At 66.6% G+C, this 24,663-nt stretch carries 25 protein-coding genes; 17 read left to right on the forward strand and 8 right to left on the reverse strand.

Features of this window, described 5'->3' with window-relative positions; genetic code table 11:
• The first annotated feature begins 33 nt into the window (after window positions 1-33).
• From ABE093_RS10740 to ABE093_RS10770, 7 genes are all read left to right on the forward strand, one after another.
• A complete protein-coding gene (locus tag ABE093_RS10740) occupies window positions 34-723 on the forward strand; it encodes an RDD family protein (RefSeq protein WP_430760889.1) in 690 nt (229 codons plus the stop codon).
• Between the two features lie 26 nt (window positions 724-749).
• Window positions 750-1,751, forward strand: coding sequence for a stage II sporulation protein M (locus ABE093_RS10745; protein ID WP_430760991.1), 1,002 nt, complete (start codon window positions 750-752; stop codon window positions 1,749-1,751).
• Window positions 1,741-3,333: a DUF4129 domain-containing protein gene (locus ABE093_RS10750; protein ID WP_430760890.1), complete on the forward strand. Its 1,593-nt coding sequence runs from the start codon at window positions 1,741-1,743 to the stop codon at window positions 3,331-3,333. Before ABE093_RS10745 ends, ABE093_RS10750 begins: the two co-directional genes overlap by 11 nt.
• Entirely contained in the window at window positions 3,330-4,478 is a 1,149-nt protein-coding gene (locus ABE093_RS10755) for a DUF4350 domain-containing protein (protein WP_430760891.1), read from the forward strand. Before ABE093_RS10750 ends, ABE093_RS10755 begins: the two co-directional genes overlap by 4 nt.
• Entirely contained in the window at window positions 4,475-5,464 is a 990-nt protein-coding gene (locus ABE093_RS10760) for an AAA family ATPase (RefSeq protein ID WP_430760892.1), read from the forward strand. The genes ABE093_RS10755 and ABE093_RS10760 overlap by 4 nt, the downstream gene beginning before the upstream one ends.
• Window positions 5,461-6,825, forward strand: coding sequence for a DUF58 domain-containing protein (locus ABE093_RS10765; protein WP_430760893.1), 1,365 nt, complete (start codon window positions 5,461-5,463; stop codon window positions 6,823-6,825). The genes ABE093_RS10760 and ABE093_RS10765 overlap by 4 nt, the downstream gene beginning before the upstream one ends.
• A gap of 112 nt (window positions 6,826-6,937) precedes the next feature.
• On the forward strand, window positions 6,938-8,023 hold the full coding sequence (locus ABE093_RS10770) for an alpha/beta fold hydrolase (protein WP_430760894.1): 1,086 nt from the start codon (window positions 6,938-6,940) through the stop codon (window positions 8,021-8,023).
• On the opposite strand, the gene aroE is transcribed toward ABE093_RS10770, so the two are convergent.
• From aroE to ABE093_RS10790, 4 genes are read right to left on the reverse strand one after another with little or no spacing between them, the layout of a single operon-like run.
• Window positions 8,020-8,856 (reverse strand): shikimate dehydrogenase, encoded by an 837-nt coding sequence (gene aroE, locus ABE093_RS10775; protein ID WP_430760895.1) that lies wholly within the window; start codon window positions 8,854-8,856, stop codon window positions 8,020-8,022. The genes ABE093_RS10770 and aroE overlap by 4 nt on opposite strands.
• A gap of 5 nt (window positions 8,857-8,861) precedes the next feature.
• Window positions 8,862-9,854, reverse strand: a complete 993-nt coding sequence (hemB, locus tag ABE093_RS10780; protein WP_430760896.1) for a porphobilinogen synthase — start codon at window positions 9,852-9,854, stop codon at window positions 8,862-8,864.
• Between the two features lie 55 nt (window positions 9,855-9,909).
• Entirely contained in the window at window positions 9,910-10,908 is a 999-nt protein-coding gene (locus tag ABE093_RS10785) for a pteridine-dependent deoxygenase (RefSeq protein ID WP_430760897.1), read from the reverse strand.
• Entirely contained in the window at window positions 10,905-12,263 is a 1,359-nt protein-coding gene (locus ABE093_RS10790; protein WP_430760898.1) for an NAD(P)/FAD-dependent oxidoreductase, read from the reverse strand. Before ABE093_RS10790 ends, ABE093_RS10785 begins: the two co-directional genes overlap by 4 nt.
• A 78-nt stretch (window positions 12,264-12,341) precedes the next feature.
• On the opposite strand from ABE093_RS10790, the gene ABE093_RS10795 reads away from it, so the two are divergent.
• The 10 genes from ABE093_RS10795 to ABE093_RS10840 all read left to right on the forward strand — a co-directional run bounded on the left by ABE093_RS10795 (window position 12,342) and on the right by ABE093_RS10840 (window position 20,225).
• Window positions 12,342-12,614, forward strand: a complete 273-nt coding sequence (locus tag ABE093_RS10795) for a phosphopantetheine-binding protein (RefSeq protein WP_430760899.1) — start codon at window positions 12,342-12,344, stop codon at window positions 12,612-12,614.
• A gap of 10 nt (window positions 12,615-12,624) precedes the next feature.
• Window positions 12,625-13,308 (forward strand): hypothetical protein, encoded by a 684-nt coding sequence (locus ABE093_RS10800; RefSeq protein WP_430760900.1) that lies wholly within the window; start codon window positions 12,625-12,627, stop codon window positions 13,306-13,308.
• Between the two features lie 78 nt (window positions 13,309-13,386).
• Complete coding sequence (locus ABE093_RS10805) at window positions 13,387-14,157, forward strand: lysophospholipid acyltransferase family protein (protein ID WP_430760901.1); 771 nt, start codon at window positions 13,387-13,389, stop codon at window positions 14,155-14,157.
• A complete protein-coding gene (locus ABE093_RS10810; protein WP_430760902.1) occupies window positions 14,154-14,435 on the forward strand; it encodes a hypothetical protein in 282 nt (93 codons plus the stop codon). The genes ABE093_RS10805 and ABE093_RS10810 overlap by 4 nt, the downstream gene beginning before the upstream one ends.
• Before the next feature lie 13 nt (window positions 14,436-14,448).
• The gene (locus ABE093_RS10815) at window positions 14,449-15,432 is read left to right on the forward strand and encodes an acyltransferase (RefSeq protein WP_430760903.1); all 984 of its coding nucleotides are present in this window, start codon (window positions 14,449-14,451) and stop codon (window positions 15,430-15,432) included.
• Window positions 15,365-16,012 (forward strand): LolA-related protein, encoded by a 648-nt coding sequence (locus ABE093_RS10820; RefSeq protein ID WP_430760904.1) that lies wholly within the window; start codon window positions 15,365-15,367, stop codon window positions 16,010-16,012. Before ABE093_RS10815 ends, ABE093_RS10820 begins: the two co-directional genes overlap by 68 nt.
• Before the next feature lie 12 nt (window positions 16,013-16,024).
• Complete coding sequence (locus ABE093_RS10825; protein ID WP_430760905.1) at window positions 16,025-18,367, forward strand: MMPL family transporter; 2,343 nt, start codon at window positions 16,025-16,027, stop codon at window positions 18,365-18,367.
• On the forward strand, window positions 18,364-18,807 hold the full coding sequence (locus ABE093_RS10830; RefSeq protein ID WP_430760906.1) for a phosphotransferase: 444 nt from the start codon (window positions 18,364-18,366) through the stop codon (window positions 18,805-18,807). Before ABE093_RS10825 ends, ABE093_RS10830 begins: the two co-directional genes overlap by 4 nt.
• On the forward strand, window positions 18,804-19,538 hold the full coding sequence (fabG, locus tag ABE093_RS10835) for a 3-oxoacyl-ACP reductase FabG (RefSeq protein WP_430760907.1): 735 nt from the start codon (window positions 18,804-18,806) through the stop codon (window positions 19,536-19,538). The genes ABE093_RS10830 and fabG overlap by 4 nt, the downstream gene beginning before the upstream one ends.
• 66 nt (window positions 19,539-19,604) lie before the next feature.
• Window positions 19,605-20,225 carry a hypothetical protein gene (locus tag ABE093_RS10840; protein ID WP_430760908.1) on the forward strand — a complete coding sequence of 207 codons (621 nt, stop codon included), beginning with the start codon at window positions 19,605-19,607 and terminating at the stop codon, window positions 20,223-20,225.
• Window positions 20,226-20,229: 4 nt separating this feature from the next.
• Here ABE093_RS10840 and ABE093_RS10845 read toward each other — a convergent pair whose 3' ends face one another.
• Genes ABE093_RS10845 through ABE093_RS10860 form a run of 4 tightly spaced genes read right to left on the reverse strand, consistent with a single transcriptional unit; the run spans window position 20,230 to window position 24,584 of the window.
• Window positions 20,230-21,843: an NAD(P)/FAD-dependent oxidoreductase gene (locus ABE093_RS10845; RefSeq protein WP_430760909.1), complete on the reverse strand. Its 1,614-nt coding sequence runs from the start codon at window positions 21,841-21,843 to the stop codon at window positions 20,230-20,232.
• Window positions 21,840-22,628 carry a glycosyltransferase family 2 protein gene (locus ABE093_RS10850; protein WP_430760910.1) on the reverse strand — a complete coding sequence of 263 codons (789 nt, stop codon included), beginning with the start codon at window positions 22,626-22,628 and terminating at the stop codon, window positions 21,840-21,842. The genes ABE093_RS10845 and ABE093_RS10850 overlap by 4 nt, the downstream gene beginning before the upstream one ends.
• Window positions 22,621-23,406, reverse strand: a complete 786-nt coding sequence (locus ABE093_RS10855; RefSeq protein ID WP_430760911.1) for a beta-ketoacyl synthase chain length factor — start codon at window positions 23,404-23,406, stop codon at window positions 22,621-22,623. Before ABE093_RS10855 ends, ABE093_RS10850 begins: the two co-directional genes overlap by 8 nt.
• Window positions 23,403-24,584, reverse strand: coding sequence for a beta-ketoacyl-[acyl-carrier-protein] synthase family protein (locus tag ABE093_RS10860; protein WP_430760992.1), 1,182 nt, complete (start codon window positions 24,582-24,584; stop codon window positions 23,403-23,405). The genes ABE093_RS10855 and ABE093_RS10860 overlap by 4 nt, the downstream gene beginning before the upstream one ends.
• Window positions 24,585-24,663: the final 79 nt, after the last annotated feature.

The following is a 24,663-nucleotide window of genomic DNA, read 5'->3' on the forward strand; positions in this document are numbered from 1 at the left end:
ACTGGCCTGACATTGCGGCACACTGGCTCGGGGATGGGACAGTCGATGCTCGATACCGTACGGGAAATCCACACGCCCGAAGGCGTGGCGCTGCGCCTGCCGGCGGCGGGGCCGGTGCCGCGCGCGCTGGCGTGGTTGCTCGATGCCGCGATTCGCCTCGGCTGCGTGATGGTGACCGGCATTGTCCTCGGCGTGCTTGGCGCAACCGGCATGGGCGTGTGGCTGGTGCTGCTGTTCGTGGTCACCTGGGGCTATCCGATCCTGTTCGAGGTGCTGTGGCATGGACAGACGCCGGGCAAGCGCACGCTGGGCCTGAAAGTGGTCGCGGCCGACGGCGCGCCGGTGGGATGGATGGCGTCGATCACCCGCAACCTGCTGCGCGTCGCCGACGGCTTGCCGCTGTTCTACGCCTTCGGCCTGCTGTCGTGCCTGATCGATCCGTGGAATCGACGATTGGGCGATCTCGCCGCGTCGACGCTGGTGATCCATGTCGCGCCGACCCATGCCATCGCCGATCTCACCGTGCAGGGCGCCGCCACGCCGTTGTGGCCGATGCAGCCGGGCGAACAGGAAGCGGTGATCGCGTTCGCCGAACGCCTGCCGAAATTGAGCGCGGAACGCCAGCAGGAACTCGCAGACATCGCCCAGCCGCTGACCGGCGAACGCGGGCCGATGGGCGTGGTGCGCCTGGCTGGCATCGCCAACTGGCTATTGGGGCGCTGATGAGTGCAGTGAACGGTGGCGGCACGCTGCGCCAGGAACGATTTGTCGCGCGTTACCAGGACGAATGGCGCGAGTTCGAGGATTGGCTGCAGCAACGCGGCGAATTGCCGCAGGCGCGGTGGTCGGGCCGGCCGTGGACGGGCCTGCGCGACGAAGACGTGCCCTTGCGCTATCGCCGCATCTGCCAGCACCTGGCGCTGGCGCGACGTCGCGGTTACAGCCCGTCGGTGACCAATCGCCTGCAGGACCTGATGCAGCGCGGCCACAACGTGCTCTATCGTGCGCCTGCCGCGCGCTTCCGGCCGGTGGCCGATTTCGTCCTCAACGGATTCCCGCGGCTGGTGCGCGCGCATCGCGGCTACATGCTGGCGTCGCTGTTGCTGTTCGTGGTGCCGCTGGTGGTGTGCTACGTGCTGTCGCTGGAACGGCCGGACATGGTCTACACGCTGATGGACCCGGCGCAGGTCGCGCAGATGGAGCGGATGTACAACCCGGCCGACCACGGCCATTACGAAATGCGCGAAGCCAGCACCAATGTCGGGATGTTCGGCTACTACATCTGGAACAACGTCAGCATCGGATTCCGCGCCTTCGCCACCGGCATCCTGTTCGCGATCGGCACGGTGGTCACGCTGATCCTCAATGGCGTAATCGGTGGAACGGTCGCGGGGCACCTGCAGCAGATCGGTTCGGGCTCGACGTTCTGGCCGTTCGTGGTCGGTCATTCGGCGCCAGAACTGACCGCAGTCGTGATCTCCGGCGGTGCCGGCCTGCGCATCGGCATGGCGCTGGTCGCGCCGGGGCGCCGGCGTCGCATCGATGCCTTGATCGCCGCCGGGCTCGATGGCGCGCGGTTGAGCATGGGCTTTTTCGCGATGCTCATCCTCGCAGCGCTGATCGAGGCGTTCTGGTCGTCGAACGGGGCGATCCCGCCGGCGGTGAAGTTCGCGGTCGGTGCGATGTTGTGGTCGCTGGTGCTGGCGTGGCTGCTGCTGGGCGGGCGTGGAGGCACGACGCGTGCAGATTGAACGCATCGCCGTGGTGCTGCGCCCGCGTTCGGCGTGGGAAGCGATGGAGCTCGGAACGGCGCTGACCCGGCGCAATGCCGGTGCGATATGGAAGCCATGGCTGGCGCTGACCTTGCCGGTGTTCGCCGTCGTGAACGCGCTCGGCTGGATCTTCGACCACGCGTGGTGGGCGTTGATGGCGATGTGGTGGCTGAAGCCACTGTTCGATCGCGTCGTCCTGTACGTGCTGTCGCGCGCGGTCTTCGGCGACGTGCCCGATATGCGGAGCACCTTGCGCGCGCAATTGAAGTGGGGCCTGCCACGACCGATGCTCGACTATCTCGTCTGGCGTCGCCTGAGTCCGGCGCGTTCGCTCTATCTCCCGGTGGATCTGCTGGAAGGCGGCGATGCGGGACAGCGGCGCGAACGCCGGCGCGTGATCGGTGCGCGCGCCAGCGGCCATGCGGCGGCGTTGACGCTGGTGTGCGTGAACTTCGAAGTGGCGTTGATGCTGGCGCCGATCCTGCTGGTGGGGATGTTCGTGCCGCCGGAATTCCTGCCGCAGACCTGGGCTGGCGCGATGCAGAACCTCCAGGCCGGATTCACGCCGGGCATGGCGCTCGCCTACAACGCGCTGGCGTGGTTGGCGACGACCCTGGTCGAGCCGTTCTATGTCGGCGCCGGATTCGGGCTGTATCTCAATCGCCGCACCGAGCTGGAAGCCTGGGACGTGGAGATCGCCTTGCGGCGGATGCGCGCGCGCCTGCAGCGACTGGCGGGGACTGCGGCAATCGTGATCGCATGCATCGCATTCGCGCCGCGGATGGCCCATGCGCAGGCCAATCCGCAAAACACGGTGCATGGCCAGCCCGCGAATCCGCAAAGCGCGGTGCACGGAACCGCCGGTGGCGGACAGCAGAAACTGGCACCGGCGCAGCCGCTGGAACCGGCGACGGGACCGTTGCAGTCGCAGCAGCAATCCCTGCGCGATGCCCTTGTGAAACTGAAGGACGATCCCGAGCTGCATCCGCGCAAGCAGATCACGCGCTGGGAGCCGATCCGCAAACCGACCCCGCAACAGACGCGCGACTGGAACCTGCCGCAATGGCTGGGCGCATTCGCGCGCGGACTGGGCTCGATCGGGCAGGTGGTCGCGTGGGCGATCGTTGCCGCGATCGTCGGCTTGCTGCTGTGGTGGCTGGTGCGTGCGTGGCCGCAGTGGAGCAGTGGCGGCCCATCGCGTCGCCGCGCCAGCGACATCGCGATCGAAGACGTCGAAGTGCCCGAAGCCTTGCCCGACGACATCGCGACCGCGGTGCGCAAGTTGTGGGCGTCGGGCCAGCGTCGCCAGGCGATGGCCTTGCTCTATCGCGCCGGCGTCGAATCGATGGTCGCGCACACGCAGGTGTTGCTGGTGCCCGGCGCGACCGAAGCCGAATGCCTGCGCGCGTCCCAGCAGTTGTCGGGTGAAGAGGACCGCACGCGCTTCCACGCGCTGGTGCGCGCCTGGCAGTACGCCGCGTACGCGCATCGCCTGCCGGAAGACGCCGAATTCGACGGCCTGGTATCGGGATTGGCGAACAGTTTCGGGTGGTCGCGATGAGTGCGCGCAATCGCGGCATCGCGTTGATCGTCGCCGGCATCCTGCTGGTGGCGGCCCTGGTGGCGTGGTGGTTCCACGGCATGCATCGCGTCAGCGAATGGGTCGATATGCCAGTGCGCGGCGAGGCGACGTGGAATCGTCTCTATCCCCTGCAAAAAGCCTTGCGCGCGAGCGGGCGCAGCGCGCAATCGCGCCGTCGCCTGCAACTCGAACTGACGCCGCTGGGCGAACGCGACACCGTGGTGATGTTGCAGGACACGCTTGGCCTGCAGGCCGACGAAACCTATGACCTGCTCGATTGGGTCGAGGGCGGCGGGCATCTGGTGGTGGCCCTGCCGCAGGGCGATGCCGACCTCAATCGCGACGGCAGCGAACCGACGCTCACCGAGATCCTCCGCGTGCAACGGCGCAAGCGCGGCGATGACGACGACATCGACGACTGCCTGCGTTTCAGTGCGCCCGGCGTGGCGAAAGCGGAAAGCCTGTTCTGCTACGACCAGCGCTTCGATCTGTCGCAGGGCGCGCCGGTCTTCGGGCTGCGCGATCCCGCCGGTGGCTGGGTGATGGCACGCATCGCCCACGGCAAGGGTTCGGTCGACGTGTTGTCGTCGCTGCAACTGGTCCAGCGCAATGCCGTCGAATCGCCGGTGAGCGCGTGGCTCACCGCGCAACTGCTCGCGCCCAACGATGGCCACGGCAGCTTCCATCTCATCTACGAACCCGGCCTGCCGTCCTTGTGGATGGTGATTGGGCGCAAGGGCTGGATGGCGTGGGCGCCGGCATTGCTGGCGCTGGTCGCATGGTTGTGGTGGCGCACGCAACGCATCGGGCCGCTATTGCCGGGGCATGTGCGCCAGCGCCGCTCGCTGATCGAACACGTCACCGCTTCCGGCGAATTGCTGTGGCGCTTCCGCCGCGGCGACCTGCTGTACCAGGCGGTTCGCGCGCGCTTCATCGCGAAATTGCGTCGGCGCGATCCCATTGCCGCCACCCAGCCCGATGCGTTGCAGGCGGAAATGATCGCCGCAACCACCGGCGTCTCCGTCGCCATCGTCCAACGTGCATTGCAAGCTCCGCCCACCGGCGATGCCCACGCCCTGCGTGAACGCATCGCCCTCCTGATCGATCTCGGAAAACAGCTATGACCGACGCAACTCCCCAGCAGACTCCCATCACCGGCGATGCGCTGGTCGCGCAAGTCGCCGCCATCCGCGAACAGGTGTCGAAAGCCTTCATCGGCCAGCCACAGGTGCTCGACCAGATCCTCCTGACGCTGATCGCCGGCGGCCACGCCTTGATCGAAGGCGTGCCCGGCCTCGGCAAGACCCTGCTGGTGCGGGCGTTGTCGCAGGCGCTGGGCTGCAACTTCGCGCGCGTGCAGTTCACGCCCGACCTGATGCCGAGCGACGTCAGCGGTCACGCCTTCTACGATCCCAAGACGACCAGCTTCATGATCCGCCGCGGCCCGGTTTTCACCCACCTGCTGCTCGCCGACGAAGTGAATCGCGCGCCGGCCAAGACGCAGTCGGCCTTGCTGGAAGTGATGCAGGAACGACAGGTCACCATCGAGGGACGCAGCTATCCGCTGGCGCCGCCGTTCATGACACTGGCCACGCAGAACCCGGTGGAGCAGGAAGGCACCTATCCGCTGCCGGAAGCGCAGCTCGACCGTTTCCTCGTCAAGATCCTGATCGACTATCCCTCGCTGGCCGACGAGAAGCGCATGGTCGCGGAGATCAGCAGCGGCCGCGTCGCTTCCGATTTCGATCTCGCCCAGGTGCAGCGCGTGAGTTCGCCGGAACAGATCGTCGGCCTGCAGCTGGGCACGGCGCTGGTCCAGCTCGACGATGCCGTGGTCGATTACGCCGTGCGCATCGTTGCCGCGACACGCAAGTGGCCGGGCATCGCGCTCGGCGCCGGTCCGCGCGGCAGCCTGGCGCTGGTGCGTGCGGCGCGTGCGCAGGCGGTGCTCTCGGGTCGCGATTTCGTCACCCCCGACGACATCCGCGAAGTGGCGAAGCCGGCTTTGCGTCATCGCATCGCGCTGGCGCCGGAATTGCAGATCGAAGGCCAGGATGTCGATGCCGTGCTGCACGCGCTGTTGGCGCGAGTGGAAGCGCCGCGTCAATGAGTGCAGTCGTCGCCAGCGACGAAGTGATTGCGGTGGACGATCCGCGGCCCGCGCGCGATTGGCCGCGGCCTTCGCCGTGGCTGGTGGCGGTCATCGCGGCGTGGGCGCTGTTCGGGCTCGCGGCCAGCCTGTGGTGGGTGCCGCAGGCATGGTGGTGGATCGCAGGCGCAGGAATCGCGGCACTGGCATTGCTCGACCTGTTGTTGCTGCGCTTGCTGCCGACACCGGCGGCGCGGCGGCAACTGCCCGAGGTCTTGCCGCTGGGCGTGGAGCGCGATGTGTCGCTGGAGTTGCGCGCCTCGCGTCGCGTGCGTGTCGCCGTGCACGATCTCCATCCCGGGACATGGTTCGCCGAAGGCTTGCCGCGGCGGATGACCTTGCCGCGCGATCGCATCGTCCGTTTCGACTATCGCCTGCGTCCGTCCGAGCGCGGCAATGCGAGTTTCGGGCGCGTGCAATTGATATTGAGTTCGCCGCTGCGGCTATGGCGACAGGGGCGACTGGCCGGCGAGACGCGCAATGTCCGCGTGTTCCCCAATTTCGCGCCGCTGACCCATCTCGCATTGCTGGGCGCCGAGCAGGCGTCGCGCATGGTTGGCGTGCATATCAAGCGTCGTCGCGGCGAGGGCACCGATTTCCACCAGATGCGCGAATACCGCGAGGGCGACAGCCTGCGCCAGATCGACTGGAAGGCCAGTTCGCGCGTCGGCAAGCTGATCTCGCGCGAGTACCAGGACGAGAAGAACCAGCAGGTCATCCTCTGCGTCGATACCGGTCGCCGCATGCTGGCGCGCGATGGCGAGTTGTCGCATTTCGACCGCACCCTTGATGCTGCGCTGGTGGTGTCGTATCTCGCCTTGCGACAGGGTGATGCCGTCGGCCTGTTCGCCAGTGGCGGCGAGCGCCGCTGGGTGGCGCCGCAGCGCGGCATGGGCGCGATCGATACGTTGCTCGCGCAAACCTACAACCTGCAACCTCAACCCGTCGCCACCGACTTCCTCGCCGCGGCGACCGAACTGTCGCGGCGCCAGCGTCGCCGCGGCTTGTTGATCTGGGTCACCAACCTGCGCGACGAGGACAGCGACGACATGCTGGCCGCGATCCGCATGCTGCAATCGCGCCACCTGGTGATCGTCGCCAGCCTGCGCGAGCAATCACTGGACGTGGCGGCAAACGGCGAGGTCCATGAACTGGAAGATGCGCTCCGCGCCGGTGCCGCCGCCCGCTATCTGCAACAACGTGCCACCGTGCACGATGCCTTGCGTCGCCAGCGCGTCACCGTGCTCGACGTGACCTGCGAGGAATTGCCGGGCGCACTGGTGGAACGCTACCTGCGTGCCAAGCGGGAAGGGGTGCTGTAAGACGATTGGCACATGTGCGGCGAGGAAGGGCGCACACAGAATCGTCGTCTCCCGTTCGATGGTGCGGAACATGGCTTTCCCGCGACGCGCAAGACAATGGCTGGTTTTCGCCATGTTGCTGCTGGCCTCGCTGCCGTTGGCGGCGCAGGAGACGCCCGGACCGCACAATCGCGCCGAAGCGACCGCCGTCATCGCCGATATGCGCCGCGTGGTCGTGCCCGGCGGCATCGAGCGCCTGCAGAAAGTGCGCATCGGCGGCATCGACCAGTGGGTGAGCATCCGCGGCAGCAATCCGCGCAATCCCGTGCTGCTGATGCTGCATGGCGGACCCGGCTGGGTGTCGATGCCGAGCAGCTGGTATTTCCAGCGTGGCTGGGAGGAATACTTCACCGTCGTGCAGTGGGACCAACGCGGCGCCGGCAAGACCTATGCCGGCAACGATCCGGCGAAGGTCGCGCCGACGATGACCCGCGAACGCATGATCGCCGACACCGAAGAAATGGTGGCGTGGCTGCGCCATGAGCTGGGCAAGGACAAGATTTTCGTGCTCGGCCATTCCTGGGGTAGCTATCTCGGCATGGAGCTCGCGCGCCGAAAGCCGCAATGGCTGCATGCCTACATCGGCATGGGCCAGATGATCGATGCGCCGGAAAGCGAACGTCGCGGTTGGGCGTGGACGCTGGAGCAGGCGCGCAAGGACCACAATGCCGAAGCGATCCGCGATCTCGAATCGGTGGCGCCCTATGCGCAGGGCAAATCGCCCGTGCCGATGGCCAGCCTGATGAAGCAGCGCAAATGGCTCAACCACTACGGCGGAATGGTTTATGGCCGCGACGGTGGCGGCGCCGAAGCCGCCGCCATCCAGCTCGCGCCGGAATACAGCGACGACGACCTGGCGAAGGTGTGGGATGCCAATGCGTTCTCGATGAAGGCGTTGCTGTCCAACGTCCTCACCGCCGACTTCAACGATGTCCGCAGGCTCGATTGCCCGGTCATCCTGTTCCTTGGTCGCCACGACATCAATGTGTCGTCATCGGTCGCGGCCGAGTGGTTCGGGCGCGTGCAGGCGCCGTCGAAGCAGTTGGTCTGGTTCGAAAACTCCGCGCACGAGGTGATGAACGAGGAGCCGGGCAAGACGCTGGTGTCGCTGGTGAAAGTCGCGCGGCCGATCGCCGAGCGCGCGGGGGATGTTCCTTAACCCGCCAGCGAACTTCCCATGCGCAACTGCGTGTACACCGCTTCAGTCTGCGGGCGCACGCCATGCCACAGCTCGAAACTGTCGGCGGCCTGTTCCACCAACATGCCGAGGCCGTCGCTGGTGCGCGTGCAGCCATGGCTCTTGGCCCAGGCGAGGAAGGGCAGGGCGCGCGCGCCGTAATTGAGATCGATGGCGGTCGTTTCTTCGCCGAGGATCGATGGCGGGTAGTCGGGGATTGCACCTTCTTCGTCGGGGGGCACCGCGCTCAACACCAGATCGAAACTGCCCATGCCCGGTAGTTCGTCGAGGGTGCAGGCGATGGCGCGATCGCTGTCGTGCAACTGGTCGATCAGGTCCCAGGCATTGGCGCGGGTGCGATTGGCGACGACGAGCTGCGCGACGTCGGCATCCATCAATGCCGGCGCGACGGCGCGCGCGGCGCCACCGGCGCCCAGCATCAGCACGCGCTTGCGGAACAGGTCGACTTCGCGGCGTTCGCGCAGGTCGCGCACCAATCCGCTGCCGTCGGTGATGTCGCCGTACCAATGGCTGTCGCGCCACGCCAGCGTGTTGACCGCACCGGCGCGACGCGCGCGCGGGCTCAGGCTTTGCGCGGCGGCGGCGGCGGCGATCTTGTCCGGTGCGGTGACATTGGCGCCGATGCCACCGGCACGCTGGAAGCGTTCCAGCGTCGCGTCGAAGCCGTCGGCGGCGGTATCGATCGCCACGTACAACAGGTCGATGCCGCACTGGCGCGCGAATTCGGCATGGATGCGCGGTGACAGCGAGTGCGCGACGGGGGCGCCGAGGACGGCGTAATGCGGCAGTGTCATGTTCTTCAGCGGCCTTCGCGCAGCCAGCGTGCGGCGTCCAGGGCGTAATAGGTGAGGACGCCATCGGCGCCGGCGCGCTTGAACGCCAGCAGCGATTCCATCGCCACCATTTTTTCGTCGAGCCAGCCATTGGCCGCGGCCGCCTTGATCATCGCGTACTCGCCACTCACCTGGTACACGTATGTCGGGCGATGGAAGGTGTCCTTCACGCGCCGCACGATATCGAGGTAGGGCAGGCCCGGCTTCACCATCACCATGTCGGCGCCTTCCTCCAGATCGAGCGCGACTTCGTGCAGCGCTTCATCGGAGTTGGCGGGATCCATCTGATAGGCGTACTTGTTGCCCTTGCCGAGCGCGCCCGCGCTGCCCACGGCGTTGCGGAATGGACCGTAGAACGCGCTGGCGTACTTGGCGCTGTAGGCCATGATGCGGGTATGGATGAAACCGGCCTTTTCCAGCGCGGCGCGGATCGCGCCGATGCGACCGTCCATCATGTCGCTGGGCGAAAGAATGTCGGCGCCGGCGGCGGCATGGACCAGTGACTGCTTCACCAGCGCGTCGATGGTTTCGTCGTTGAGGATGTAACCGGTGTCGTCGATCAGGCCGTCCTGGCCGTGCGTGGTGTACGGATCGAGCGCCTGGTCGGTCATCACGCCGAGTTCGGGGAAGCGCGACTTCAACGCACGGATAGCGCGCGGCACGATGCCGTGCTCATCCCATGCAATCGCGCCGTCGGCGGTTTTCGCCGCGGGATCCGGGACGCCGAACAGGTCGAGTACCGGCACGCCCAGTTCCAGTGCCTGTTCGCCCACCTTCAACAGTTCGTCGATCGACACGCGCTCGACGCCGGGCATCGATGGCACGGGTGCGCGACCTTTCTCCTCGTGAACGAATACGGGCAGGATCAGGTCATTGTTCGTCAGCACCGTCTCGCGCATCAGGCGGCGTGAGAAATCATCGCGGCGCATCCGTCGCGGACGAATGTAGGGATAGCTCATCCCGGCATTCTACCGCTGCAATGTGAATGGGACTCTGGGCCCACTGTCACAGCTTTCAAACGTGAACGCCGTCGATCTCGATCGCCAGTTCGCGGCGGCAGATGGCCGCGTGCAGCACGATGTAGCGGACCTCCGGACCGAGTACGCCACGCAGCGTCTGGTCGACCAGCTCAAGGTCGTCGGCATCGCGCACATAGACCTTGAGGCGCGCGCCGCCGCCGAATTTCTCCGGCAGGTCGGGACGCTTGGCGCGCGCGGCCTCGATCAGCGCATCGAAGTTGCGGAAGGTTTCGTGGATCTGCGCGACCAGGTCGCTGGCGTGTTGCGACGCGTGGCCGACCACCGCCGCGGTGCCCGACAACAGCAACGGCATGTCGCTGCCCGCGGGCGGGAGCATGGCGCGGGCGAAACTCGGGGCCTGCGGACCGTACTGGCGCGGGTAGTGGTAGGCGCTGACCTGGCGCGGATTCTCCACCGGCGTTCCCGCAACGGCGCCGGATAGCCAGTACACCTGCAGCACATGCGCGGTATCGCAGCGACCGATCGCGGTCGCCGCCGGCAGCAGCTGCGCGTCGAAATTGCCGAGCCCGTGGGCGCGGCCGACGCAGAACTGGCGATAGCGCTCGATGTCGCCGTCGCCGACGGTGATCGAGTCGAGATAGTTCCAGACCCGCAGCAGGTATGGCGTATCGCTGTCGCGGACGAAATCGATCAACTGCCGATAGGCGTCCTCCGAGGCCTGCACCAACCCGCCTTCGCCTTCCTCGATTTCGATCGCGCCGAAGGTCAGCGCGCCGTCGCTGGCCCAGGCGATGTTGCCGTCGCGGCCATGGCGCACGCCCTGGCCGCTGCGCCAGACTTCCAGTGGCGCCGCGACCTGCGGCTGCAGTGGCACGCGCAGGTAGCGCGGATCGGCATGCGTGGCCGGATGCCCGGCGAAACCGATCACCGCGAGGGTGTCGTCGCGCGCGAGTTCGGCATCCAGCGTGTCGGCCGGAACGTAATCGACCTGCAGGCGCGGGGGGCGCACCGTATCGTGCAGGACACGACTCATTGCGCATCCCTTTGCAGGGTTTCTTCGCGCACTTCCACCCCGAGCTGGCGGCGACGATTGCGCCAGGCGGCGAAGGCGCGGCCGGACATGCCGAGCGCTGTGATCGCGTAGATCACCCGGAAGATGCGCAGGCGGCGCAGCACCGGTTTCGCATCGAACACATCGCCACTGAGCATCGAGACGATGGCGCGCTCGACGCCGAGGAAGTCACGGGGATTGGCGAACAGATGCTTCATCGTCGGCGAGGTGAAGCGGTAGATGAACCACTTGAACTCGTCGAGGCCGCTATCGAAGCGGCGCTGGAAGCGGCGTTGCAAGGATGCTTCGTGCGCCGGCGCGCGCAGGATGTCGTCGACCATGCCGGCGCAGCCTTCGGCCGATTTCATCGCCAGGTACACGCCGGACGAAAACATCGGATCGACGAAGGCGTAGGCATCGCCCAGCAGGCTCCAGTGGCGGCCGTGCATTTCGCTGCATTCGTAGGCGTAGTTGCCGGTGACGTGCACGGGCGCGACGCGTTCGGCATCGCGCATACGTTCGTCGAGATCGGGCACGGACATCAGCGTCTGCATCAGGAAGGCCTCCTGATCGCCACGGCGCTGCTTCAGGTACTCGGGGAAGCACACCGCGCCGACGCTGGTGACGCCATCGGCCAGCGGGATCACCCAGATCCAGCCGTTGGCATGGCGATAGATGCTGATGTTTCCGGCATCGCGGCCTTCGCGGCGCTGCACGTTGCGAAAATGGCTGAAGATCGCCGCCGAGGCATGGCGATCGTTTTTGCGCTTGAGCCCGAGCTTGCCGCCGAGGAAGGTGTCGCGGCCGCTGGCGTCGAGCAGATAGCGCGGCCGGAACTCCTGGCCTTCGGCATGCACGATGATGGCATCGTCGTCGCCGAACTCGACGCGATCGACCTTCGTGTTGTCGCGGGCATCGACGCCGGCGGTGATCGCGTTGTCCCACAGGATCTTGTCGAAATCGGAACGCCGGACCTGGAAGGCATACCCCGCCTGCGGGCGCAGGCTCTTGCCGAAATCGAAGACTTCGTAGCTGCCGTTGTCGTTGGGAAAATCGGCGCCGTGCTTGAGCGTGCTGCAATCGCGTACGACATCGTGGACGCCGAGTCGTTCCAGGATCGGCATGTTCTGCGGCAGCAGCGATTCGCCGATGTGGAAGCGCGGATGCTCCGCCTTCTCCAGCATTACCACCCGCCAGCCGTTGCGGGCGAGCAGGGTCGAGGCGGTACTGCCGGCGGGACCGCCGCCGATGACGAGAACGTCGCAGGTGATGGGCGCGACAGTGGTGGTGTTGCCGGAGTCGTCGTGGCGCTCTGGCCTGATTTCGGAAGATTCCATACGCGATGCATAATAGCGTCTGCAGGCGACGTCCCGGAACTTGGGCTGTCGCAATACTGAATCCAATGGGTGGAACGCATGTCCGATCAAACCGCTGCTGAACGCGAGCTCGCCGAACTGCTGGTCGAAAGCCTGAACCTGGAAGACGTCGATCCGGCCGGCATCGATCCCGAGGCGCCGCTGTTCAACACCGGGCTCGGCCTGGATTCGATCGACGCGCTGGAATTGTCGCTGGCCATCTCGAAGAAGTACGGCCTGCAGCTGCGTTCCGACAACGAAGACAATCGCAAGATCTTCGCTTCGTTGCGCGCGCTGTCGGATTACGTCCAGCAGCATCGCGCCGCTGCCTGATCGCACGGCCATGGCGGCGTTGTTGCGGATCGTCGCCTTGCTGGCCTATTTCGTGGTCGCCCATCGCGCCTTGCGCGTCGACAGCCCGCGCCTGGCGGCGCTGGCATTGGGCCTGCTCGCCATCATCGTCTTCATCCGCGGCCTGTTGTCGTTGCGACCACGCGCGTGGCTGGCCGCGCTGGCCTGGATCGCCGCCGCCTGGGCGTTGGCGGGATCTTCTTATGCGATGCCGATACTGCTGCTGATGCCGAGCCTGTTCCTGGCGCTGGCCTGTTCGCTGTTCGCGCGCACGCTGGCACGCGGGCAGGTGCCGCTGGTAGTGCGGATGGTGGCGTTGATCGAAGGACAGCCGGCGCCGGCGCTTCCGGCCGACATCCGCGCGTATGCCACCCGCGTGACCTGGCTGTGGGCCGTCGTGCTGGGTGGGCTGTCGCTGCTCAATCTCGGACTCGCGCTGTTGACGACGCCGGGCGGCGTGCTGGAGCGCCTCGGTATTGCCCCGCCGTGGCCGCTGAGCCCGGAAGTTGCCGCCACGGTCGATACCTGGGGCATCTACGTGCCGGTCGCGGCCACCCTGATCGGCGAATTCGTCTACCGCCAGCGGCGCTTCCCCGGCCGCTATGACGGGCCACTGGACTATCTGCGCAAGCTGGCGCGGATTCCCCGGGAAAAATGGGCCGGGATCTTCCATTGAGGAATGGAACCGTCCGGGACGGTATCCTAGTCCGCCAATTTTGCTGATCCGACGGGGATGGACGGACAGTTCGTGGAAATGGAAACGGTCAAAACCGCGCGCATCGCCGTGCGCCGGCCTTTGTGGCGCAAAGCCTGGAACCTGTTGCAGTTTGCGTTCACCCTGGTGTGGACCGCGGGCGGCATCCTGGTGGCGATGGCGTTGCTCAAGCTGACCGGCAGCCCGCGTGGTCCGTTGCGGATGGCGTCGAAGATGTGGGCGCCCGGCCTGATGACCGGTGCCGGCGCGAAGCTCGACGTGCAGGGCGCCGACCGGATCGACTGGACGCGGCCGCACCTGATCGTCAGCAACCACCAGTCGGTGATCGATATCTGCAGCCTGTTCATGGCGGTGCCGGTGCCGCTGCGTTTCCTCCTCAAGCAGGAGATGACGCGAATGCCTTTCGTCGGCTGGTACGCGAAGTCGACCGGCATGCTGTTCATCGACCGCGACAATCCGCGTGCCGCGCCGGCGATGCTGAAGGCGGCGGCGAAGATGATGTCCGAAGGCTGGCAGCTGTGCGTATTCCCGGAAGGCACGCGCAGCCGCGATGGCGTGGTCGGCGAATTCAAGGCCGGTCCGTTCGAGGCGGCGATTCGCGCCGGGGTCGAGGTGCTCCCGGTATCGCTCGATGGCGCGCGCCAGGTATTGCCGAGCGACGGTTTCGAAGTGAACCCGGGGCCGATCAAGGTGCGCTTCGGCACGCCGATCGCGACGACGGGCGAGGGCGGCATTCGCGATCGCAACGCACTGGCGCAGGCTGCGCATGCGCAGGTATTGATGCTGCTCGAGAACGGCGGCCGGGTATGAAGTTCCGCATCGCCGCCGACCACCCGGCGTTGCCCGGGCATTTCCCGGGGAAACCCATCGTGCCGGGCGTGGTGATCCTTGACCACGTGCAGCAGGCGATCGAACGCGAACACGGTGCGATCGCCGCACCGATCAGGCTCGCCCAGGTGAAGTTCGTGCAACCGCTGCTGCCGGAGCAGGACGCCGAGATTGCCATCGAACCGGCATCGCGCGGCTGGAAATTCCGCGTCCAGCGCGGCCATGCATTGATCGCCAGCGGCGATATCGCATCGGCATGACCGTCATGCTTGCATGAGCAGCGAGACCTGGACCGATCGTCCCGAAGGCGGCGGCATGTTCGCCTTGTGGCTGATCCGCACCATCGCGCGTCGTGCCGGCCGGCGCGTCGCCCGCCTGCTGCTGTTCCCGATTACCGCCTATTTCCTGGTCAAGCGCGGCCCCGAGCGGCGCTCGTCGCAGGACTACCTGCAGCGTGCGCTGGGCCGCAAGACCAACTGGTGGGATGGCGCGCGCCATGTCCACACCTTCGCATCGACGATCCTCGATCGCGTGTTCCTGCTCGGCGGCCCGATCGACCGCTTCGACGTCCGCGTCGATGGCCTCGACGCATTGCATGCGGCCCTCGACCAGAAGCGCGGCGTGCTGCTGTTCGGTTCGCACCACGGCAGTTTCGAAGTACTGCGCGTGCTGGCGACGCGGCGACCCGACTACACCATCAAGATCGTGCTCGACAAGAAACAGAGCCCGGCGATGACGCAGTTGCTGGACGCGCTCAACCCGCAACTCGCCGCCAACATCATCGATGCTTCGCAGGATGGTCCGTCGATCGTGATGGATATCCAGCACGCCCTGTCCGAAGGCGCGCTGGTCTCGCTGCTGGTGGATCGCGTGCGTCCCGGCGAGCCGTGGCTGCCGGCGCAGTTCCTCGGCGGCACCGCGCGCTTCCCGACCTCGCCGTGGCTGATCGCCTCCGCGCTCAAGGTGCCGGTGGCACTCGGTTTCGGGTTGTATCGCGGCGGCAACCACTACGACCTGTCGTTCGAACTGTTCAGTGAACGGATCGACATCCCGCGCCAGGCCCGCGCCGAGGCGCTGTCCGCGCTCATCCAGCGTTACGCCACGCGGCTGGAACATTACGTGCATCAGGCACCCTACAACTGGTTCAACTTCTATGACTTCTGGCATGACGATGAAGGCCACACGTTCGATGACGCCGCGGTCCAGCGCCGCACTGCTGCTGCTCGCGCTGGCGGCGACGCCGGCGATCGCGGGTAACGCCCCGGCCATCGACAGCGACTGGATCCTGTCGAAACTCGCGCATGCCGGCCCGACGCGCACGGCGTTCGTCGAGGTGCGCAGTTCCGCGCTGCTGAAGAACCCGTTGCGGGTGTCCGGCGAATATCGCCATCCCGATGCCGACACGCTGGTGCGCGAAGTGCGCGCGCCCTATCAGGAAACCACCACCATCCACGATGGCAAGGCCAGCATCCAGCGCGGCAGTTCGACCCGGACCTTCGCGCTGTCGCGCGCGCCGCAGCTGGCCACCCTGCAGACGAGTTTCGGTGCGCTGCTGCGTGGCGACCGCCAGCAGTTGCAGTCGGCATTCGCGCTCGACACCAAGGGCGTGCGCGAGAAGTGGACAATGGTACTGACGCCGAAGGACGCTGCATTGGCCAAGCAGGTGCAGGACATCACCCTGTTCGGGCGCGGCTCCGAATTGCGCTGCATCGAGACGCGCATGGGCAAGGGCGGCGAGGTGCAACGCACGCTGCTGGCGTCGGCGGCCGCATCGGCCGGCAATGCGACCAGTGACGCTGCGTTGCAGGCGATTTGCCACGGCGAAGCGGCGCGCTGATAGATTCCACGCATGTCGCCGAGTCGAACCCTGTCCATTCGCCAGCGTGTCGCGTTGGCGCTCGCGTGGTTGGCGGTATTGGCCGTGTTGGGCTGGATGGTCGCACGCCAGCTGCATCCCAGCGGCGATCTGCGCGAGTTCATGCCCAAGGGCCAGACGCCAATGCAACGGCTGGTGCTGGACGAGCTCGGCGAAGGTCCGGGTTCGCGCCTGTTGCTGGTCGCGATCTCGGGCAAGCCGGATGAAGACCTCGCGGAACTGAGCAAGGGACTGACGGCGAAGCTCAAGAGCGACCCGCGCTACAGCCAGGTGGTGAACGGCAGCTTCGATGCCGGCGCGCTCGATTCCAAACTCCTGCCGTATCGCTATCTGCTGTCGCCGACGCTGGACACGCAGAAGTTCGATGCCCCCTTCCTCGCCGACCAGTTGCAGCAGCGCGTCGCCGATCTCGGCTCGCCGGCGGCAGGCATGCTGGAACCCTTGCTGCCGCGCGATCCGACGCTGGAGATGCTCAAGCTCGCCGAGCGATGGACGCCGCCGAACATGCCGCCCGTGGTCGATGGCGTCTGGGTCGCGCCGGGTGACGGGGCCTTGCTGCTGGTGCAGACCCGCGCGCCGGGTTTCGATCCCGCCGCGCAGGAACAGGCGATCGCCGGCATCGAAAGCGCGTTGCGGGCATTGCCTGGCGGCAAGGACGCGAAGTTGACGCTGAGTGGCCCCGGCTACTTCAGCGTCATCATGAGCAAGCAGACGAAATCGCAGGCCGATCGCATCGGCTTCGTGTCGTCGATCGGGTTCATCCTGCTGCTGTTGCTGGCGTATCGCAGCGTCGGTTCGTTGTTGCTGGCCGGCTTGCCGGTGGTCAGCGGCGCACTCGCCGGCATCGTCGCGCTGACCCTGTGGTTCCCGCAGGTGCACGGCATCACCCTGGCATTCGGGTTCACCCTGCTCGGCGTCGCCCAGGAATATCCGATCCGCGTGCTGAGCCATCGCCGCGCCGGCGAAGACGCGCTCGCCAGTGTGCGCGGGCTGTGGCCGCTGCTGCTCACTGCGATCGCGTCGGCCTGTATTGCTTACTTAGCTTTCTATGCGTCGGGTGTCGGCGGCCTCCAGCAGCTCGCGGTCTTCACCATCACTGGACTGCTGGTGGCGGGGTTCAGCACGCGCTATCTGTTGCCGTGGTTGCTGCCGGTGCGGGTGCGCGATGTCGAATCGATGCCATGGCTGGTGCGTGCGCGCCATCTCGCCGACACCCTGCCGCGTCCGCGCTGGTTGCCGTGGCTGGTCGCGATCGCAACGGTGGCGATGATCGCGCTGGCGCCCGGAAAATTCTGGCAGAACGATCTCTCGGCGCTGACGCCGCTGCCGCACGACCTGCTGCAACGCGATGCCCATCTGCGCGCCGCGCTCGGCGCGCCCGACGTGCGCTATCTGCTGGTGTTGCAGGCGGCCGACAGCGATGGCGTGCTGAAACTCTCCGAACGGTTGGAGCCGCAGGTCGAGGCGCTGCAACAGGCGAAGGCCCTGGATGGTGCCGAACTGCCGTCGCGCTACCTGCCGAGCATGGAAATCCAACGCGCGCGCCAGCAGGCACTGCCCGATCGCGCCACGTTGCAGGCGGCATTGGCGCAGGCGCAGCGCGACCTGCCGTTCAAGCCCGACAGCTTCTCGCCCTTCGTCGACGATGTCGAAACCGCGCGCGCGCTGCCCTTGCTCGATGCGCAACGTTTCGCCGGCAATCCGCTGGGCGAACGCCTTGGCGCGATGCTGCGCAATCGCGACGGCAAGGTGCTCGGACTGGTCACGCTCAATGGCGTCCACGATCCCGCCGCCGTGCAGCGCCTGGCGACGGATAGTGGCGGTGCGGTGCAACTGCTCGACCTCAAGGACTCCGCCGAAAGCCTGCTGGTCGGTTATCGCACGCGCATCCTCCAGGCCTTGCTGGTGGCGACGTTGTTGTTGATCGCGACCATCACGTTTGCGTTGCGCAGCCCGCGTCGCGCCTGGCACGTGCTGGCGCCGATGACGCTGGCGACGTTCCTGGTGCTGGCGGTGGAACGCGTCGCCGGCATCGAGATCTCGCTGTTCCACCTGGTCGCGCTGATCCTCGCTGCCGGACTCGGACTGCATTACGCGCTGTTCTTCGAACGCGAAACCGGCGATCCCGCCGAACAGCGGCGCACCCTGCACGCCACCATCGTCTGCGTGCTCTCGGCGTTGCTGGTGTTCGGCATGCTGGCGCTAAGCAGCATCCCGGTGTTGCGTGCGATCGGGCTAACCGTCGCGCTCGGCGTGCTGTTCCATTTCTGCCTGTCGATCCTCATGGCCCCGCACGTTGGAGGCGACGAGGCATGAGCGCGTCGCCGGAATCGATCGACATCGAATCGCTGGTGCCGCACAAGGGCACGATGTGCCTGTGGCAGCGCCTGCTCGATCACGATGACCGGCATGTGCGCGTCGCCAGCGATGGCCATCGTGCAAGCGACCATCCCTTGCGTTCGGATGGCAGGCTCAAGGCGATTCACTTGTGCGAATACGGCGCACAGGCGATGGCGGTGCATGGCGGCCTGCTTGGCCGTGCCCGTGGCGGTGCGGTCAAGGCGGGCGTGCTGGTGGCGCTGCGTGGCGTCCAGCTGCATGTCGCCCGCATCGACGATCTCGCCGGCGAACTGGTCGGTGAAGCCGAATTGCTGATGGACAGCGATACCAGCCAGCAGTACGGATTCCGTATCCTGCATGCGGGCGAAGTGATCGCCGAAGGACGCGCCGCGGTGATGCTGGGAGAGGCCGGATGAACGACAAGGCGATGAAACGCGCGCTGGTGACCGGCGGCAGCGGCGATATCGGGGGTGCGATCTGCACGGCATTGGCCGCGCAGGGGCTGCATGTGATCGTGCATGCCAACAGCGGGCTGGCGAAAGCGCAGGCACTGGTCGACGGGATCATCGCCGCGGGTGGCAGTGCGCAGGCGGTCGCGTTCGACGTCAGCGATGCCGACGCGGCGCGTGCCGCGATCGAGGGATTGCTCGCGAGCGGGCCGATCCAGGTCGTCGTCAACAATGCCGGCATCCATGACGACGCGCCGATGGCGGGGATGTCGCAGGTGCAATGGTCGCGCGTGGTCGACGTCTCGCTCAACGGATTCTTCAATGTCACGCAGCCCCTGCTGTTGCCGATGGCGCGCACGCGCTGGGGGCGTGTCGTTTGCATCTCGTCGGTGGCTGGCGTGCTCGGCAATCGCGGGCAAGCCAATTACGCCGCGGCGAAGGCCGGCCTGCATGGCGCGGTGAAATCGCTGGCGCGCGAAATGGCCAGTCGCGGCATCACCGCCAATGCGGTCGCGCCGGGCGTGATCGCCGGACGCATGACCGACGAATTGTTCCCCGTCGAACAACTCAAGGCGATGGTGCCGGCAGGACGTGCCGGAAAGCCGCAAGAAGTCGCGGCACTGGTCGCCTTCCTGTGCAGCGATGTCGCGGGCTACATCAACGGCCAGGTGATCGGCGTCAATGGCGGAATGGGCTAGCCGCCATCGATCGATTCGGCTAACGTTGCCGAAGCTGTCGGGGACAGCATCAACCAGGGGAAATACATGATGAAGAAAATGCTTGCGCGCGCGGGCGTGCTGTTGCTCGTCGCCGGGATGGCGTTGCCGGCGTTCGCCGCCAAACACATGCAGCCGGCGAAGGACCAGGATCCGAAGCCCGCGCCGGGCAAGGCGCTGCTGGTCATTGCCAGGCCTTCGTCGTACGGCGCCGCGATCATGTCGTCGGTCTACGATGCGCCGGACACCGGCACCGAATTCATCGGCATCCTCGGTGGCCACGACAAGATCGCCTACCAGGCCGAACCGGGCAAGCATCGCTTCATGGTGATCGGCGAGAACGCCGACTTCATGGATGCCGACCTTGAAGCCGGCAAGGTCTATTACGCAGTGGTGCGCGCGCGTCCCGGCATGTGGAAGGCGCGTTTCTCGCTGCTGCCGATCCATGCGAAATCCGCGGACAAGTACAACCTCGAAAGCCCGGATTTCAAGGACTGGGTGAAGAACTCGGGCTGGATCGAACAGGACCCGACCGCCCAGGCGTGGTACGCCGAGAGCAAGGCCGACATCGAAGAGAAGAAGGCGGACTACTTGAAGAAGTGGAATGTCATGGCGCCGAACGATCGCGCCGAGCTGTACCTGCACGCCGAAGACGGCACTGCGCCCTGAGGCGTCACGCCACCCACGGCGCCTGCAGCAACGGTTCCCCGGGCGCCACATCGGTCAGCAACGAGGACAGCCCGGCGTCATCGATGCCGGGATGATCCTTGCGCGCTTCGGCCAGCAACTGCAGCGCCAGCCGCTCCATCAGGGTGACATTGGCGGTGATGCGTTGCCGGAACGTGGCGTCGTCCTGCGGCGGATCGGTGAGCGCGCGATTGAGCTCGTGGAACCACGGAATCAGGTACTGATCGAGCAGCCGTCCATCCTGCGGCGGTGACGACGTATCGTTGCGCGCGTTCCATGCGCGCAGCAGCGCCTGGATGGCGATGTTGAGGCTGGTGGCGCGATCGAGCGCGGGCCGCAACTTGCCGAGCATCGCGATGTCGGCGATGCGCCCGCCGGTGAACAGTGGCGCGAGCAACGACCAGTAATAGGTATAGTCCCAGATCACCTTGAGCGGCATCACCCGCGCATCGCCGAACAGCGCGTACTGGTCGCGGTAGAGCGTCATGGTGTTGGCGAAGAAGGAATCGATCAGTTGCTGGTAGATGCCGGCATAAGGCGCGAACGGTTGTCCGGCGCGGTCGCGCTGGATCAGGTCACAGATGTAGGTGTTGCCGATGGCGATGAAGTCGCTGCCCGGCGAATAGAACGGGTCGAGGAACAGCCCGGCCTCGCCGGTGATCGCCCAGCGATCGCCCGAGAACACCTGTTTGCAGCCGTGAGAGAAATGGCGCAGGAAGCGGAAGTCCAGCACGCCGTGGCGCGGATCGTCCAGCAACTTCGCCAGCGCGGGCTGGTGTTCGCGTAGCCACGCCATCGCCAGCGCGTGGGTCTTGATGCCCTCGAGCGGATGCAAGCCGCCGTCGGCGACGATGCCGATCGAGTGCGTGCCGGAGGCGAGCGGAATCATCCACGCCCAGTAGCCAGGGCCGCACAGGTGGTTGGTGGAACGCCAGCGATCCGGCGGCGTGCAACGCAGCAGCCAGTCGTTGTCGCGCGACCACAGGTTGGGATCGACGATGCCGTCGACGCGCCACCATGCGGCATTGACGTCGTGCGGATTGTCTTCGGCGAGGCCGAATTTGCGCTTGAGCAGGCTGGCGCGTCCCGCGGCGTCGATCAGCCAGCGCGCTTCCAGTCGCGTGGCGACGCTTTCGCGTTCGAATTCCACCGCGTGCAGGCCGTCGTCGCTGGCGGGATCGACGTGCTTGACCGTGGCGCCGTCGAGGAAGACCACGCCGAGTTCGCGCGCGCGTTCGCCGAGGAAGTTCTCGAAGCGACCGCGATCGAGTTGCCAGGAGGTCATCGGCAGCAGCTTGCTGACGCCGAGTTCGCTGCAACGATCGATAGCCTCGACGCCGTCGGAGAAGAAGAAACGGAAACCGAACTTGCGGATCTGCTCGCCATCGAGGTGTTCGCGCAGGCCGAGGACATGGCCGAAATAATGCGCGGCGATTTCCACCGTCGATTCGCCGACCTTGAATGCCGCCTCGCGCACCGGATGCTGCTGGCGTTCGATCGCCACGATGTGCAATGCCGGATCCATGCGCTTGAGCTGGATCGCGAGGCTCAGGCCGGCGAGGCCACCACCGAGGATGACGACGTCGACTTTGTTGTTCATGCGTCCTGGTCGATCACCGGGGGATGGGCGCGGGTGATGCGGTATTCGCGGATCACGTCGCCGCGCCCCAGGATGAAGCCCACCGTGTGCGAGGTGATGTTGTAGAGATCGCGGAACAGGCGGAAATGACTCTTGCGGAATTCCTGCTCGGCATTGGCGTAGCGCGCTTCCACCGGGACCGCGACCACGCGGGCGCCGGCCTGGCGCGAGGCCGACATCAACATCTGCGCTTCGAACACGAAACCTTCGCCGGGAACGTCGGGCAGGGTGAACACCGCGCGCGGGTACAGGCGCTGGCCGCTTTGCGTGTCGACCACGCGATAGCCGCAACCCCAGCTGATGCCCCAGTCGCCGAAGTCGTTGCCGATGCGGCGGTACCACGGCTGCGATGCACGCTTCTTCAGGCGGGCGCCGACCACCAGCGCACCGGGATGGCGATTGGCTGCGGCGATCAGGCGCGGCAGGTCGGAAGCCTTGTGCTGGCCATCGCCGTCCATCGTCGCCACCGCCTGCATGCCCATGCGCGCGGCCTCGGCGAAGCCGTCGCGCAGCGATTGGCCCTTGCCCATGCGCTGCGGGTGGCGCAACAGCGTGACGGGGAGATCGCGCACGCAATCGGAGGTGCCGTCATCGGAACCGTCGTCGATCACGATCACATGATCGATGTATTGCAATGCTTCGCTCACCACTTCGCGGATGCGCAGGCGTTCGTTCAGTGCCGGAATCACCACGGCGACATTGCCGCGATCAAGTTGGACGCGCTCGATTTCGATTTGATCAACCATGACGGATTTCCAGGCGCAGTGCGCGTCCGGCGCCGGCGTCGAGTTGTATCTGGCCATCCTTGCCAGTGGCGAGCAGGTCGAACAACGGCAGCATTCTTGCCATGCGGTTTCCGGCAGCGTGGCGCGCCAGCGCGCCGTCGTTGGCATCGCCATTGCCATCGATCAAAGTCGCGGACAGCTGCGGTCCCTTGCCGTCGGCAGGCGCCAGCACCAGCGCGCCGCCAAGCAATCCGGTTCCGGTCGAAACCGAGGACAACGGACCGGTCGCGCCGGTGTCGTAGGCGGCGAGCAGGATGGCGGGTTCGCCACAGGCGAGATTCACCATCGCTTCGAGCAGCCCTTGCGAGAAGGTGCAGGCGAACGCGCTCAATGCGGTGGATGGCGCCATGCAGCCCTGGCCGATGGTCCAGTAGCCGGCGGCGGCGTTGTGCACGGAATTGTGGAACTTGGTCGGCGACAACGCGTCCGGCGCATCGCGCAGGGTGGCGCAGATGTAGTCGGTGATCGGCAGGTCGCCATCGGTGCTTGCGAAGATCGAAGCCAGCGTTTTCGGATCGCGCCCGGCATCGCTGCATGCGGCCTGTGCGACTTCCAGCGCCACCGCCACCGATTCGGGTGCGCGCCGGCGTTCGTTGGCGGGCAGCAGCTGCGGCGAGGGCTTGGCGGGCGCTTCGGCGGGCAATTCGCCGCTGGCGACGAAATGTCGCGCGGCATTCCAGTCCGGAATCCCGCGCGTCCAGAAGCCGATGCCTTCGATCGTAGCGTTCAAGGTGCTCATGCGCGACCGAACACCAGCGAGCAGTTGTTGCCGCCGAAGCCGAACGAATTGTTCATGGCGTGGCGGACCGGACGGACATCCGCGGCAAAGCGGATCTGCGCGCCGCAGGCGGGATCGGGCGTGGTGCTGCCGAGGGTGGCGGGCAGGGTGCCGTCTTCCAGCGCGATCAATGCGAAGACCGATTCGACGATGCCGGCCGCGCCCAGCGTGTGCCCGGTGAAGCCCTTGGTGCTCGCTGCGTGCAGGCTGTCGGGGAACAGCGCGGAGATCGCGATCGCCTCGACACGATCGTTCGCCGGGGTGGCGGTGCCGTGCAGGTTGAGGTGGTCGATGTCGGCGGCGTCGAGTCCGGCGCGTGCCAGTGCATCGCGCATCGCCAGTTGCGCGCCCAGGCCTTCCGGGTGCGGCGTCGACATGTGGTAGGCGTCGCTGGATTCGCCGTAACCGAGCAACTGCAGTCCGCCGGATGCATCGCCATCGATGCGTTCCAGCACCGCGAAGCCACCGGCCTCGCCCAGGGAAATGCCGTCGCGACCGGCATCGAAGGGACGACACGGTTGCGCCGACACCAGTCCCAGCGAGTTGAAGCCGAACAGCACGCTGCCGCACAGGGTATCGACGCCGCCGACCAGCGCGGCATCGACCACGCCGGCCTGGATCAGGCGCGCTGCCTGCGCGAACACCTTGGCGCTCGACGAGCAGGCGGTGGCGACGGTGATGCACGGACCGCGCAGGCCGGTGGCGTGCTGCAGGAAATCGCCGAGCGAATGCGGGGTATGGATGATCGGGCGGGCGAGGTCGGGCGGGAACGCACCGTCGACCAGGCGTTCGTAAGCCTCTTCGCTGGCGCCGATGCTCGAGGTCGAAGTGCCGACCACGAGCGCGACGCGTTCCGCGCCATGGCGTTTGATCGCCGCATCCAGCGCGTCCATCACCCCATCCTGCTGGAGTGCGATCCAGGCGAGGCGGTTGTTGCGGCACTCCCAGCCAGACAGCGCCTCGGGCAATGCATCGTCCTCGACGCCGGCGACCCGGCCGATCCAGCAGGCCAGCGGCGCGTGGCTGAAATCGTTCTGGCGGAGACCGCTGCGACCCGCGCGGAGGGCGTCGGCCTGCGCCTGCCGCCCGCGGCCAAGCGCGGTGGTGGCGGTATGGGCGCGGATCGCCACCGGAGGCATGCGCTGGGCGGTTCGGGAATCGGTCACGAAGGATCGGGCTGGGAATGACCGGAAATTATAGACCGGGCACCCCATGAAG

This window comes from Solilutibacter silvestris (assembly GCF_050574925.1).
GTDB classification, from domain to species: domain Bacteria; phylum Pseudomonadota; class Gammaproteobacteria; order Xanthomonadales; family Xanthomonadaceae; genus Solilutibacter; species Solilutibacter silvestris_A.